At 36.9% G+C, this 15,083-nt stretch carries 14 protein-coding genes; 7 read left to right on the forward strand and 7 right to left on the reverse strand.

Annotated elements, in window-relative coordinates; genetic code table 11:
- The first annotated feature begins 1 nt into the window (after nt 1).
- The 7 genes from APS56_RS07010 to APS56_RS07040 all read left to right on the forward strand — a co-directional run bounded on the left by APS56_RS07010 (nt 2) and on the right by APS56_RS07040 (nt 6,830).
- A complete protein-coding gene (locus APS56_RS07010; RefSeq protein WP_054726488.1) occupies nt 2-289 on the forward strand; it encodes a hypothetical protein in 288 nt (95 codons plus the stop codon).
- Nucleotides 290-591: 302 nt separating this feature from the next.
- Complete coding sequence (locus tag APS56_RS07015) at nt 592-2,994, forward strand: TraG family conjugative transposon ATPase (RefSeq protein WP_054726491.1); 2,403 nt, start codon at nt 592-594, stop codon at nt 2,992-2,994.
- 4 nt (nt 2,995-2,998) lie between these two features.
- The gene (locus tag APS56_RS07020; RefSeq protein WP_054731252.1) at nt 2,999-3,574 is read left to right on the forward strand and encodes a hypothetical protein; all 576 of its coding nucleotides are present in this window, start codon (nt 2,999-3,001) and stop codon (nt 3,572-3,574) included.
- 2 nt (nt 3,575-3,576) lie between these two features.
- Complete coding sequence (locus APS56_RS07025) at nt 3,577-4,419, forward strand: hypothetical protein (RefSeq protein ID WP_054726493.1); 843 nt, start codon at nt 3,577-3,579, stop codon at nt 4,417-4,419.
- Nucleotides 4,420-4,431: 12 nt separating this feature from the next.
- Nucleotides 4,432-5,055: a hypothetical protein gene (locus tag APS56_RS07030; protein ID WP_054726495.1), complete on the forward strand. Its 624-nt coding sequence runs from the start codon at nt 4,432-4,434 to the stop codon at nt 5,053-5,055.
- Nucleotides 5,036-5,965, forward strand: coding sequence for a conjugative transposon protein TraM (gene traM / locus APS56_RS07035; protein ID WP_054726498.1), 930 nt, complete (start codon nt 5,036-5,038; stop codon nt 5,963-5,965). Before APS56_RS07030 ends, traM begins: the two co-directional genes overlap by 20 nt.
- Nucleotides 5,966-5,996: 31 nt before the next feature.
- Nucleotides 5,997-6,830 carry a DUF4138 domain-containing protein gene (locus APS56_RS07040; RefSeq protein ID WP_054726503.1) on the forward strand — a complete coding sequence of 278 codons (834 nt, stop codon included), beginning with the start codon at nt 5,997-5,999 and terminating at the stop codon, nt 6,828-6,830.
- Nucleotides 6,831-6,941: 111 nt separating this feature from the next.
- On the opposite strand, the gene APS56_RS07045 is transcribed toward APS56_RS07040, so the two are convergent.
- The 7 genes from APS56_RS07045 to APS56_RS07075 all read right to left on the reverse strand — a co-directional run bounded on the left by APS56_RS07045 (nt 6,942) and on the right by APS56_RS07075 (nt 15,043).
- On the reverse strand, nt 6,942-7,406 hold the full coding sequence (locus APS56_RS07045) for a hypothetical protein (protein ID WP_157757627.1): 465 nt from the start codon (nt 7,404-7,406) through the stop codon (nt 6,942-6,944).
- Between the two features lie 206 nt (nt 7,407-7,612).
- Nucleotides 7,613-7,915: a hypothetical protein gene (locus tag APS56_RS07050; RefSeq protein ID WP_054726509.1), complete on the reverse strand. Its 303-nt coding sequence runs from the start codon at nt 7,913-7,915 to the stop codon at nt 7,613-7,615.
- A gap of 11 nt (nt 7,916-7,926) precedes the next feature.
- Nucleotides 7,927-9,612, reverse strand: a complete 1,686-nt coding sequence (locus APS56_RS07055; RefSeq protein WP_157757628.1) for a hypothetical protein — start codon at nt 9,610-9,612, stop codon at nt 7,927-7,929.
- A 10-nt stretch (nt 9,613-9,622) separates the two neighbouring features.
- Nucleotides 9,623-11,890: an AAA family ATPase gene (locus APS56_RS07060; RefSeq protein ID WP_054726513.1), complete on the reverse strand. Its 2,268-nt coding sequence runs from the start codon at nt 11,888-11,890 to the stop codon at nt 9,623-9,625.
- Between the two features lie 135 nt (nt 11,891-12,025).
- Entirely contained in the window at nt 12,026-13,609 is a 1,584-nt protein-coding gene (locus tag APS56_RS07065) for a type IV secretory system conjugative DNA transfer family protein (RefSeq protein ID WP_054726517.1), read from the reverse strand.
- A gap of 10 nt (nt 13,610-13,619) precedes the next feature.
- Nucleotides 13,620-14,651, reverse strand: coding sequence for a MobB family relaxase (gene mobB, locus APS56_RS07070; RefSeq protein WP_054726520.1), 1,032 nt, complete (start codon nt 14,649-14,651; stop codon nt 13,620-13,622).
- A gap of 11 nt (nt 14,652-14,662) precedes the next feature.
- Nucleotides 14,663-15,043 carry a BfmA/BtgA family mobilization protein gene (locus APS56_RS07075; RefSeq protein WP_054726523.1) on the reverse strand — a complete coding sequence of 127 codons (381 nt, stop codon included), beginning with the start codon at nt 15,041-15,043 and terminating at the stop codon, nt 14,663-14,665.
- Between the last annotated feature and the right edge of the window lie 40 nt (nt 15,044-15,083).

Below are 15,083 nucleotides of genomic sequence, written 5' to 3' on the forward strand. Positions count from 1 at the left end.
TATGAAAAAATCAATCTATTTGGCAGCTTTTCTTTCGCTAGTTTCAACATCGCTATTTGCTCAAATCGGTGGAATCGAAGATTCCGTTAACGATGTTTCGGATACCATAAGAACCATCTTCCCTATTATTTTAGGTGTCATCTTCCTTATCGGCTTCCTCTTTAATGCAGGACATTTCTTTGGTGAAAATGCAGACCTGAAGAAAGGGATTACCCGTGTTTTGGTCTTTGTGCTAATTGCAGGTGCAGTAGTTGGAATTTTCACTTACCTAATCTCAATTGTAGTCTAACCCACTAAGTGGGATTTATTTACCTAGCTGTATGAAGAAATTCGAGGTCTATAAAAACATCAGGAAACAGGCGGTCATTTTTGGGCTGCCCATTTCCCTCTTTGCCGTAATGATGATCTGCATAGTAGCTTCCCTATTGGTCATTATCTTCTCCTTCAGCTTTGGAATAATCATAGGCATATTGATTTTCAACAGTGCTCTATATATCGCCTTGACACGCATAACCAACAACCCACAACTTTTTCAAATGTCAAAAGTCTTCCCAAATATCATAAGTAATAAAAGAAATTCCGGCTTCGAGTATGGACAAGATTAACCTATCAGCATATCAACCCATTGCAGATATTCAGGACAACATCATTTTTGCCAACAACGGCAATGTGGTCTTGTGCTATGAAGGCCATCTCCCGGAAATCTATTCGCTATCCGAAAAGGATTTTGAGGATATGCACGGGGCCTGGTTTCAGGCATTGAAATCCTTACCTGTCGGTACCGTGGTCCATAAACAGGATATCTATCTTAAAAGATCCTATTCGGCTGAACAACTTCCTAATTCAACATTTTTGGAAAAAGCGACCCACGACCATTTTAAGGGACGCAGTTATATGGAGCATAGGTGTCTTTTGTTCTTCATTTTAACCAAGAACAAGGCACTCAATAACCGCAAATATGTCAACCCGTTCCGAAAGATTTCAAAAGGTATCGTTCAGGAATTGGACGATACTGTGAAAAGTTTTATCGGTTCGGTAAGCGATTCCGTTGCATTTATCAATAACAGTCGAAAAATGGAGTTTGTTCCCTTAGATGCGAATAGCATACTAAGCTTGACAAATGGCTATTTCAATGGCTTTAACCAAGGTTTCGACACAGACATCCTTTTAGATAAGAAAAACGTCACAATCGGCGAAAATCATTTTGATGCCCTGGCCATCAACAGCGAGCTGTGCTTTGGCGAAAGTGTACAGAGCAGCAAGACCAACGAGAAATTCACATCTGACGATTTTGTATTTCATCAAGGGTTTATTGATGGCTTAGGGCTTACGCTAAACGAGAACCACATTGTCAACCAGATTCTATATTTGGATGATAAACAGAAGTGGCGCAAGCTACTGGATAAGAAAATAGAGGAACTGCACAAGAGTTCCAATTTTGGTTCGCAAAACAAAGTGGTACTCGCAAAAATCCAGCATATCCTGGACCAGATCAATGCCGATGATAATGCCCGGATTATCCGTGGTCATCTAAATATTGTGTATTGGTCAAAGGATGCCAAAGAACTGGATAAAATCACCTCAAAGATAAAGACCGAGTTTAAGGAACTGGATATTATCCCTTACTATCCAAGAGGCGAGGAACGGAAGAATTATATACTGAACAGCTACTGCTGCTTTTCCTCAAATTTCTCGAACAACGATTTATATGTAACCGATCTAAAACACGCCCTCTGCCTGTTCATCAATAATACCAATTATAAATCGGATGATACGGGAATCATCTTCAATGACCGGGAACATAACATCCCTGTCTTAAAAGATGTTTGGGACGAACGCAAAAAGCGAATCAAAGCACGCAACTTTGCCATTTTCGCACCAACAGGTGAGGGAAAATCCTTTTTAGCCAATAATATCCTGCGTCAATATTTTGAAAGTGGTGTTCGTTTGGTCATCATTGACTTGGGTGGTTCATACACCAAATTCGCCAAACTCTATCCTGATAAATATACCGTGCTACGCTACGAGAGTGGAAAGAATTTGGGCATCAATCCTTTTTACATCAGCGATATAAACGACCTGACACCAGAACGATTGGAAGATTTATCGGTTTTCCTATTTGAACTGTTTGCCTCTGATTTAAAGGTGACCAAGGCACAGTCCGTTTCCGTTAAAAAGATATTGCGCCATTATTACGACAGCACTTCAGAAGACCATTCTTTGGATGGCTTTTACAATTTTATAGAAAGGAATCAGGAAAATCTTCTTGACACCCTAAAAATCCATTCCGATTACTTCAATGTTACGGGCTTCTTGCACGTAATGTCCGAGTACGTCGGTGATGGTCTATATAACTTCCTTTTTGAGGTCAGTGAAGACCAGACCTATAAAATAGAGGACAAACGCCTGATCGTTTTTGAATTGGATGAAGTCAAGGACAACAAGGAAATTCTGTCCGTAATGTTGAAGCTGATTAAATCGGCCATCCAACGGACGATTTGGAAGAACCGTGCTGAAAAAGGTATCATCCTGTTCGACGAGTTTGCCAAACAGTTGAAGTTTGAGAATGTACTGGAAAGTGTGGAATTCTACTATCAGGCGATCCGTAAACAAAATGGAGCTATCGGTATCATCCTACAATCCATCAATCAGCTGCCCAACAATTCGACATCCGCAAGCATTCTGGAAAACACACAGGTCATCTATAGCCTGAACAATGAGAAAGGTTACGCCGAACTGGTCAAACGCCTCAACCTTTCCGGTCACGACCTGAACCAATTGAAATCCATCAAGAACAATCTTACCGGACCACGAAAGTACACGGAGATGTTCATCAAAATTGGAAAGGAAAGCAACATTTTCAGGCTTGAAGTTCCCAAAGAAGTGTATGCCGCCTACTTGACCGATGGACAGGAAAACGAGGCCATAATGGCCATTTATGAAAAGACCCAAGATATGGAGAAGGCTATCATTGAATTTACATCTAAAACATAATATTATGAAATCGAAAATCTTAATTATCGCAACAGCATTCATTTTTTTATTGCCTGCAAGCGCTGCGTGCCAGGGGATGCCCACTTATGATAACACCAACTTTATCAGCTTGGTAAAGCAATTGGTCGAATCCGGGAAACAGACCGCTCAACTTATCAAGTCCGTAAAATTCCTGAAGGATGCCAAGGAGAGCATCGAAAAAGTATCGAACGTGGTTCAACAGCTCAATGCTGTCCAAGAAATTGCAAATAATAACCAACGTCTTATCAATGTAATGCAAAACGATTTGCAGGATATTTTGAACTCGCCCTATATCAAACCCAATGAAGTGGCCAGGGTGTCCGAATCGTTTAGCACCATTGTCCAGAATTCCTTGGACACAATGGACTTCATAGACGAGATACTGTCCAGTGACTACCTCAAAATGAGCGATGCGGAACGTGCAGAAATATTAAAACAAAAGGAAATCGAGTCCAAGGAAATGGTTTCCGATATCACCATCCGAACCAAACGCTATCGGGATATTATCTCTTTCCGAAAAATGCAGGATAAAATCAATAACCGCGAAACCGAATACTAAGGATGACCGCAACCATCATTTTAGGAATCGGGCTTGAATACGTAGATGCCGTATTCCAGACGATACAGAACAGCGACTTCTCGCAATATACCATTGCAGGAATGAAAACCCTTGCTGTTTTGTTCTTTCTGGTCAATATCCTTAAAAAATACAATGAAGGTGTTGCGGATAAAGACGGATATACTTGGGGATTGAGTCCGGGAGAATTGGCCAAGAATTTTGCGGTCGTTCTCCTGGTCATTTTCTCGACACAGGTCTTGGGCTTTTTTGATGCCATCCTCGTGTCCATCGAGGGACAATATCGGGGAACAGCCCCAGCTTTGCTGCCTTTGCAGATGCAGGATATTCCTATTGAAGAAGATGTGAATCTGATGGATGCAGCAAAAAACGCTATGACATTGCTTTATGAAGCTCTGGTAACCCCACTTTTTGGGTTCAAAATATTTGCCTTTATCGTCAGCATCATCCTTTGGATCCTGGATCTGTTCATCTATCCCTTGTTCTTGGCGGAACGCTTTTTCCTTTTAGGGATAATGCAGGCCTTTTTCCCATTGGTCATTAGTTTGGCTGTTTTTGAAAAGTTCCGCTCCCTAGCCTATACCTTTTTTAAACTGTATGCTGCGGTGTATATGCTCGTACCGGCATTCTTTCTGGTCAATGTGTTTGCCAATGCCCTCTATACGGAAATCAATATCAATTTTTGGAACAACCTTTTCGGTACGGATGTAGGTCAGGGCTTCTTTGCTCCTGTGGTGCAATTGGGTTCTGTTGGTTTTATCGTGTTCCTGAAATTCAAGCTTTATCGACGTGCCACCTCCTTCACATTACGACTTTTTACCAACTAATATCCAATTAGAATGAAAACACCCTATAAAAACATCTATGCCATTCTAAAATTAAACAGGTTCATTGTTTTGGCAGTTATTATATGTGCCACACTCTCGGGCATATTTTCCGTTTGGATGACCTTTAATATACATAAGAAAGCGTTGAATAGTACCTTTGCCATCAATACGGATGGAAGTATTATTCCCTTAAAATTGGTTACCCAAAAGGAAAATTTCAAGGTAGAAGCTTTGGCACACCTGGAACTGTTCCATACCTATTTCTATAACATCGATGCGAGCAATTATGAAAAGAACCTAAAAAAGGCACTTTGGTTGGGTAATAGCTCCGTGGATAATCTCTATCGCCAAAAGAAAGCGGACGGGGTTTATAATCGCCTTCTACAATATTCCTTAGTACAAAAAGTATTAAGCATCGATTCCCAAATCAATGAGCAAAATGGTCAGTACAGTTTTAGGACGATTACTCTATTTGAAATCAATCGAGGTTCGATAATCGACACCTACGAACTGATTTCCACCGGAAACCTGATTACGGTCGACCGAAACTTTCCCAACAACCCACACGGATTGTTGATTACAGATTACTTCGAGAACACGCTAAAAATAATATCCAATGAAAGTAGAAAAGAATAAAATAGTTTTTGCGGCTGTACTTGCCGTACTGTTCATTTTCCTGATATCCTATTCCGTTATGATAATGGGTGATGACGATAGTGAAAACGAAAACCTTGAACAGACCTTAATTCCAGAATTGGAACAGAACCAGAAGGAATATGATTCCAAACTGGATGCCATCAATGATCTGAAAGAAGTACGAGAGACCAACGCACCCAGTATCTATGATGAAAAGAGGATTGATTCGCTCGGGTTCTATAATCGAGATTTACCCGAAATGGAAAAAGAGCGCATTGTAGACAGCATTTACGCTACTGGAAAAATTAAATATTCAACCGCGTCCTATGAACATATCGGCAAAAAAAGAATTGCGCCAAAGAACGAAAAGGAAATTGATTCTACAGAGCTGAAGAAAGAACAAAAAATTGCAGCCAAAGAACTGGGGCTGGAGCATCAACTATTTTTCGCAGCCAATCCGAAGAAAAGTGAGCTATCAGTTTTGGGCAGCACGGACAAAATGATTTATGCGGTAGTGGATGGAAACCAAGTGGTCAAGGCTAATTCCAGATTACGGATGCGCCTGGTTCAGGATGCACTCATAAATAATAAAAAGGTGCCAAAAAACACACCTATCTATGGGTTTATCAGTTTCCAGCCCAATCGTGCCTTGATTACGATTGAAAACATCCAAAACCATCCTACCAGTTTAAAGGCCTTTGACCTCCAAGATGACAGTGAGGGAATCTATGTGGAAAACAATTTTCGCGCAGAAGCTACCAATGAGGTATTGGATGACATTATAGGTGACATCAATATCCCTAGTGTACCACAAGTCGGTGGCATCACCAAAGTACTGAAGCGCAATAACAGAAAGGTAAAAGTGACCGTACTCAATAATTACCGACTGATATTAAAGCCCAAACTATAAGCTCACACTAGGCATTTTAAAACGTACTCTTATGAAAAATTATCTATTTATTTCCGCCTTTGTCCTGATGTCCACTTTCACTAACGCCCAGAATACTATTGTATTGGATACCATTTATGCTAATGATCAAAAGAACGTTGCACTGTTCTTTCCTGAACCCATTCGCCAGGGCATAACCGGATCGGATAATTTTGTGTTCACCTATAATCGGGAGAATGAACAATACCTAGGGCTTTTACAGGCCAAGCCCGGAAAGGAAAGCAATCTGTTGGTGGTCAATAAGGATGGCTCGGTTTTCTCGTATATTATAAAATATAAGGAGCGGCTCTCAAAGCTCAATTATTTTATCCCGATGTCGAGTAGCATCGGGAATGAAAGGCCAATAGCGAATGATTCGATAAAACTTATCAATTCTGAACCCAGTATTGCAAACAGACAGCATTATTATGAAAGATTCTGCACCTACCTTCTGGACAGAAAACAACGTGTTGGTCGGCTTAAAAAGCGAATGGAAGGCATTGCTTTGAGTGTTGTAAATATTGTTTTTGACAAAGATGAACTCTATTTTGTAATCCAAATAAAGAACAATTCTAGTTTGGATTATGATTTGAATTTCTTGAACTTCTCCATAGAAACGAGACAGAAAGGCAAAAAGAAATCATTACAAAAATTGTATCAAGAACCGCTGTACCGGTATAATGTACCTTCGAGAATTGCTAAAAGTGAAACGGTAAGGTTGGTGTATGTTTTGCCTAAATTTTCACTATCCGGTGAACGTAGGGCTGTTTTGGAGCTGAACGAGAGGGATGGGGAAAGAAACTTGAAACTAAACGTATCGCATCGGTTTGTTAATAGCCCGAATTAAAATGCTAGAAAAAATATCCACTTGTTACGACCCTACCCTGATGTTTTTAAAATGATTTAAATGGATGGAAAACGGAAAGTTGCTAAAAAGAAAATCAGAAGAGGAATAGCTCTAGATTTGTTTCCTTAGTTTCACCAATTCTACTGAACCGCCATTTTTATTTACAAATATGAAATCTGGTAAAGCTTCCATCCGTCTATTACTATCACGCTTTCCATAAATTGTAGTTTTGTCAGTTATGAATTCAATATCTTCATTTATAGAAAAAGAATAACGTTCTACGGTAGAATTAAACAGCGTATCTGGATAGTTTGGATAATCTTTGAATTTTATTTCGTTATAGTTTGTATCTAGAATTTTAATAAAAGCCTTTTCTGCATCCTTAAAAATTCTGAGCTTGTCTTCCAATTCATTCTTCCCTATTTCATTAAAATCAGTAGGGTGGAGATATTGTTTGATCTCCAATGATTGTATATCAAAGAAGAACAAAATTACTTCGTCAGTAACCCTAGAACCTTTATTTAAGGGATGTTCGTTTGATAAGACCCTTAACCTTTTATCGTGGGGTTTAATCACAAGTCTTTTAAAACTGTCATTCTTTTTTGATATCCCAATGTAGTGCAGGTAGTATTTTGTAAAATCTCTATAGTTTTCAAACCCTGAAAAAAAGGGAACTTTATGCGAAACGTCGTGAAGAAATTTTTCAGTAGTAAACCAAGCAATTACTTCAGGGTTTTTAGTTCGTTTCCATATTCTAATTAATTTTTCGCCAAGTTCAATATCTAAGTCGCCAAACTCAGTAAGAGGTAAATTATAATATTCGAATAGTTTAACAAGGTCAATACTCCCAAATGATTCATTATCCCAGACACTAATCCAAAATCAATTTTTCCTGAATTACTCAATTTCATCAAAACCATATCCTCTGGTTCTAAAATGAATTTTGACTCAGCTCTTTGACCTATGAAATAAATTTTACTCCTTTTAAACCAATCTAAAGATTCTGGGTCATTCTTAAGCCATTCAGATTCTTGATTGGAAATTGGTGGGTATACTAATTCTAAGTGATGTATTTGTGCTCTCAATGCTTAGTATTTTATTCTGGCAGTACATCTCTGAATTTATCAACCAGTAAGTTAAAAGGGAATTTATATTCACTAAATCGATTACTTATGGGAGAAAGGCGATTGTAAAAAGATTTATTAGCTAGCCGTATGCCTTCTTGAATGCTTGGAGTATTTATGTTGGGAACCTTTTTCATAGCCTTATGATGCAAATCTATAATATCTTTAAAATTACGGTCTTTCTTTTTTAGGTGAGGTAACCAATAAATTAAAGTGTCCATATCAATAAATGTTAAGTCTCTAATAAAGCTCGGATTGTAGTTCTCACCCAACTTATCTCTTACTAGCTCTAGATACCATTGATTTAAAATATAATTCATTCCCATTATCTCAAAAATTCTATCGCTCACTAGTAATATGGGATAAATGGTAAAGCTGTTCTTATTATTTGCATAATGATCAAAAGGAAACTCATTGTTGACTATCTGTTCAATAGATTTTACTAGTTGACCAATTCCAACTGCACGACTACCGTCTTTAAGAAATTTCTTTTTCAACAGTTTTTTGATTTCATCTATATTTGATGAACTTTTAATGCCAGCAGCAACTAAAATATCCTTATTCTCAAAAAGATAAATTCTATTATTATGCCGAGCATAGTAATCTGGCTCATTATCCCTTGTATCTGCTTCTTGTCTTTTAACAATATATTTTTGATGAAAAACATCATCTAAAACACGTTTCATTAGAAATTCCTCTGAGAATTGCATATTATAAAAACTAAAGAAAGAACCATCTTTTTCGGGTAAGTTATGTTGAGTATTATATGCGTCTTTTAAGATAAATCGTACGCTTTTAAAAAATTTGTCTACAGCAAAAAAATAATCGATTATCGAAAATGTAGCATCATCAATTTTATAAAACGGATAATTTTTAAGATTAGTGAAGTCATCGGATTCGTCAATTTCAGCTGAGGCTAACGTATTTAAAAATCGTATGTGTTCAGGTTTTTCAGGAACAAGTTTATAGTTATTATCAAACTTCATTTTTAAAATTGTACCTAAAAGTAGTTTGACCTGAGCATTTAAACCTTCAATATTTTCTTCCTTAAAATTTTCATATAACGCCTTTTCCAGATATTGATAATCTTCACTGGATTGTAAAAATTTCAAAAGATATTCGAACTTCACTATCGTAGTATAAAGCAACTTACCAAACTCTAAATCTGTATTAGAAAAAAGACCTATGTCCGCAGATGAAAATGACATAGTGATAAGCATATCTGCCATTTTATCTATATTTTCTTCTGCATCTCCAAAGTTTTGTTTTTCATTAACCTCTTTATTAATTATTAGAAATGCCTTAAATATGTTAATCTCATCGGCATCCTTATCATCATTTGAGTTTCCATCTAATAATGTTTCTCGATTCGCTAAAATTATTTCTGCTAGGCGAAGACTTGATTCCCTAGAAACTACTTCTGGCGGCTCAGGTAGCTGATTTTCTCTACCATACTTTGTAACTCTTTGTATAATATCCCATTGGACATCTTGATTATTAAAGAAATTATCAAAATTCTTTTGTTCTCTTGTGTTGCTGAAACCAATAATATCTAATAATAAGAATTTTGAAATTTTTCCTAAATAGTGTAAAATATTTTGTAGCTCTTCTTCCGGAAAAACATTTTCAAATTCTAATCGTTGTACTGTTTTTATCATAAATGGTCTTTTAAGTTGCAATCGCCGACATTGCATTAAAATGTTCTTCACCTCCTATATCCTTAAAAATGAGCTCAAAGACATCAAATAAATCTCCTGTATTGGCTTGTCCTATCCTCTGAAAGTGTAATTCATCAAGTGGGTTTGATTCGTGACTATCATCATTTATTTGCGAGATTAGTGAACTAAAAATAATTCGCTTTGGATCATCTTGCGGTAATTCTTCAATTATTCTCCATTCATTACTATTAACCTTTGTGAAATTTAAGAATGTTTGCAATATTCTTCTCATAATATTACCAATTACAATATTGTTTTGATTATCATTAGCCCTTAATTCTATAAGAGCTCTCCACAATAAATTATAATCATTGTCAATATTGTTTTTGTCGAGTTGAGTAATTCCTGATTTTCCATTAATTTTTGTAACTTGAAAATAAGCAATATCATAACAAAGTTTATTACCCATTGGAAACGTTACCTCTTTGAAGAAGTAGGTATTATGCGTAAGCACAAAAACTTGGCGAATTGATTCATTAAAAAAGTCATTTCGGGCAGAACCAGTTCTTCCCTTCTTTTTTACGAGGTCTCTTATTAGAGTAGTAACTAAGAACAGAACTTGGCTGTCTAAACTAGATACTGGGTCATCTATAACGACAATCTTTTTCTTTTCTCTATTTACTTCATTATCAATACCAATACATAATTGATGGAAGTATAAAAATGATATGAAATTTTTTTCTCCTTCACTTAATGTTTTAAAAATTTCAGAACTAACAGAGCCCAACCCTTCACGTTTGAGGTAGTATTTAGGAATGTTATTGTCTTCTTCAACCTTTTCTATTTTAAAACCTGTAACACCGCTACTACCTAAAATATCATTGATACTGTCTTTAGCAGTATCTGTATCAATCGTTAAGCTTCGATTTTCCTCAATAATCTTTAAAGACTTTTGTGATGCTCCATAAACTTGTTTTTTGATTTCATCAAATTCGAAAAACAATAATGCTAGATTGTATTCATCTTCAACATTCTTCTCAATCTCATCTTTACTATGGTAAGCCAGATAAGACCATATATCTTCTTTAAGCTCGACTTTCTTTTCCCCTAAAGAGTTAAAAGTATCATTATGAGTATTTATTGATTTTATTAAATTGCTTAATTTTTTCTTGAAACTAAATAAACTTGTAATTACTTTCTTTTCATTACTATTATCTATTTTATATTGAATCAAAGCTATATTATCCGTGAAGAATTGCTCAATTTCTGTTACTAACAAAGTTGTCCTTTGGTTTGGATTGTAAACTTCTACAATTTCTTGAAGATTAGATATTATCTTGTTAGAGGAAACTATATACTCTTGTTTTAGGTCTTCAATTTTTTTGATCTTCGTTTTGTAAGTTTCATCAAAATAATTTTCGAAGTTTTTAATTAAATCTTCGTTAATTGTTTGTTCTTGGCAAAAAGGGCAAGTTTGATTTTTACCAGTTTTATCAGTATAATTAATCCCTTCTTCAACCCATTTTTTAATATTTAATTTTTCAATCAAAGCAGCTACGTCTACATCTTGATTGCCAACAATAATAGTGTCTAAAACTTTGTTGATAGTATTTTCAAGACTCCTAAGTTCTTTATATAACTCAACTTTCACGTTAGTTTTAATTTCTAAAATCTCATTTTCAAACAATTCTATATATCTAGTGTTTATATCAGTTAATGATATATCCTTTTCTTTTTTTTCTTTTAAAACTGTTTTAATTTCAGCTAAATGATTATTACTATTGCCAGAGTGTTTTAAAGATAGTTTTGAAAGATCTTTAAAAACATCACGTTTCCTAAAAACTTGTGCTTTTAGTGTAGTGAAATTATTTTGTTTACTTTGAGAGATAGAAGATTTTTTACCATCAAGTTCTTGATAAAACAAATCGTTTGCTTTAATTTTTTGTTGTTCGGTTTTTATAATTTTATCAATCTCCTCGTTCTGCTCATCTAATGAAAATATTCCATTTAAGTTTTCATTTTCGATAAAATTCCTTTCGATGAAGTTTTCATCAAACACCAATAATTGACTATTCTCTTCATCATATCCTATTTGACTACAACTCTCAATGTTTAAATATTGGTTTTCTTCTGAAGCATTTAAATGATATAAGTATTTTGCTATGGTTGATTTTCCCGAACCATTATTACCGTAAAAAAAATTAAGTTTTTTTAGTCCCGAGATAGTTACCTCCTCATTGTAACTTGTTATATTCTTTAATTTAATTGATACTATCATATTTAACCTGAACTCAATATTCATAGGTAATAAATATACTAAGAATGGATAGAAGATAAATGAGGATTCTCGTAAAGTCAGAAGTAAATCTAAAAATCAGAATAGAAATGATAGAGAAATCAACGTGCAGTGAATTTAATTATTAAATATCGAACGCGCTTCCTCATAAATCCTTTCAAAATTAGCTTCCAAATCAGCCTGAGAAAACTGCTTGGGTTCTAGGGGAAGCTCCCTGTTAATCCTTTGTAACTTAAACTGCACTTTTTTATCCATCCCATCAGCATACGTAATAAACTCCCCCTGCTTCAATCGAAAAAAAACATCTGCCCTGATTTTAGGGATTTCCTTTTCCCCTGTGGTTATTCGCGTATCAAAATCCAGATTATGCCCACGGCTCACGCTTTTTGTCGGGTCTTTTATAATCTCAAAAAAGCGTTCATAATATTTTGCCGTGTCCGGGTCATTGACCTTTCCAAAAAACTGATAGGAAAGATTGCTCAATATCGCCTTGCTAGCCTTATCGCCATACATCATATCATTCTGAATTTTGTCCTGCATCACATAGACCGTAGAAATATTATAGCTCCGCAATGTCGCTGGAATACGGTGCATATTCAATAATCGGATAGTAGGTGCTTCTTCCATCAACAGAAATGAAGGTTTGGAATTCCGCACACTCATTTGTTTTGTAATGGTATGGACAATAGTAGCAATCACCGGTGAATACGAAGTCTCAAATTTTGGATTGTTCACCACTGAAATCACACAAGGATTTTCAGTATTGTTGATATTGAGCGGCACTTCATCTGCGGACAACGCCATAAAAATCCGTTGTGTGCTGATACGTTTGAGTGCATTGGCCAAGGTACTTTTTACACCAGCGGTTTGCCGTTCCGAATCCTTACCACTAATGAAGGCATCTGCCATTGCCCTTGATGTGGTATTGGTTTCCAAAAACTGTATCAGGCTATCGGTGTCCAGATATTGATAAATGGCAATCAAGTGTGGAAGGGTGCAGAATTGGGGGTAGGTCGTTTTGAGTTTCCAAATCAATCCACCGATCAAACCTTCCGCAGCATCGTTGAAAAATTTAGTAGTGCCGGTCGTTCCCGATTCCCTTTGCTCCAATAGGTTTTCAATTAACACTCGGGAAACCTCATTGACGCTTTCCTCGTTCTCCAAATAGCGAGGCGCAATGGGATTGACCCGATGGATGATTTTATCAAAGGAAATCACCTTAAACGGAATATCACCATCCTTAAAAAGTGGATAGGCCATTTCCGTCAGCTCAAAATCTTTGTAATCGTGGATGATGCCGCAAAACCCTTCCTTCCGGAAATGTTTCAGGAATCCATACACCACACTTTCGGTCTTTCCACTTCCTGCAGAACCTATGATGGATGCCCCACGTTTGATATTGTCCAGTTTGAAGTTTCCCTTGGTAGTAGCAAAATTGATTTGATACCGGTCGTCGCCATTTTTTGGCACCTCCTTTTTATGCAAGAAAACATACAATGCTGTATTGATCAGCAAAAGCGGACAGACCACATTCAGTAACACCAAAACCAAACCGTTCCCATATTGTAAAAAATAAGCTAATGTAAACAGCACGAGACTGTTCAGGATAAATGCATATCTTGATATTTTATAGATTCCATAAAATAGCGTACTGGCCAAGCCAATAGTTAAAAGAGCGGTAAAAAGCTTGTCTATGTACATAATACTCGGATTAGATACCTATGGAACTTGATTTAATGGCCACTTCTACGCCACGGCGCAGTCGGTTGAATACCTTCATTGCCAGTTGCGCCTGTGTTACCGGAATGCTGGGCAGCATTGGAACACCACTTTCCTTCATCATTTTAAAGGCGATCGCCTTTTCATTGGTGGGCAGTTTCATCAGCGAGGCAAAATAGACTTTCGGATTCTTTATAAAATCCTTTCGAGCCTTGTAGGTCTCAGCGAAGTTCCGTTGATAGCCAAAAGTTTTGTCAAAAGTCTTTTCCGCACTTTCAAAAAATTGGTCACGGTCAAAGCCCCGTTTTACATTCTTACCGTGCATCTCCACTTCCGATGCCTTATGCTTGCTCCCTGGGGAAAGGCTGAAGGTATTGGAGGCATCCTTTCGGCTTACGATGATATGGGTATGACTTTGGTTTCCCGCCTTTTGCATTCCCTGGACAATTCGCTTCCCGTCCTGTTGGTGCGGTGCTTCCTTTTCCAATCGGTCAATTTTCTTCTGCAATAGTTTGCTATTGCCTTCCGCCCGCCCTTCTTCAATATTTCTGATTTCTGTTTTAAGCTGAAGGATTTTCGTTGCATAAGGCTGGTTTTCCTTGATCTGCCAATCCGTTCCCTTAAAAGTGCGTTGGTGTTCTATTTTTGCATAATATTTTATATCATCGATGGTAATGGGTCTTCCGTTGATTTCACGGTTAAAGGATGCCACATAATCCTTCATCAGTTCACGGGTGTATTTTTTTAAATCTTCACTACTGTTCTGTAACCGGCTCAGTTCATATTTGGAAGGACTCACCGTAATCGAATAGAATTTCGGTTCGGTCTTTTTGAGTTTGGCACCGTTGCCATCGATATCCTTCACCACTTCTTCAGGGGAAATTTTATCTCCATACTGGTTGAAAAAGTGTTCCATTTCTTCCTGTTCCAAACCCTGGTTTTCCTTCTCCAGATAGCCGACAAAATCGCCTGAACTTTGTGAATAATTCCCTCCCAGTTTTTGAGGTGTAATTGTGATATACATAGCTCAAAAATTTAGAGTTCGTTAGTATGGTTTTGCTTTTCCTGAAATCTTACTTTAGGTTTTTCCTCGACCGTTTTCTTTTCCAAAATCAAAGGTTTTTTTGAAGGTTCGTTCGTCTGAAAAAGGGATTCTATCATTGCGACCGTGGGTTTGGTCTGTGTCTTTTCCATATCCCTCATTATCGCGATGACCGCATTGATACGTTTCTTTAGTGAAGCTTCGATTGTCCTACCTGTCGGTCCCAATTTTTCCTTTGGGGAAATCTCATTGTAGAAGAAAAAGTCGAGCATTGTTTCCAATGCTTCGGTGTGTGATTCGAAGTGTGTCCTTGAAAATTCCTGAAAACGTTTTGCCGTTTCCTTTTTGAACCTGATGCCGATAAATGAGTCCATAATTCGCCGATTTGTCGCAAATCCTTCCCTAAAAATGGGC

This window comes from Pseudalgibacter alginicilyticus, from assembly GCF_001310225.1.
Taxonomy (GTDB): Bacteria; Bacteroidota; Bacteroidia; order Flavobacteriales; family Flavobacteriaceae; genus Pseudalgibacter; species Pseudalgibacter alginicilyticus.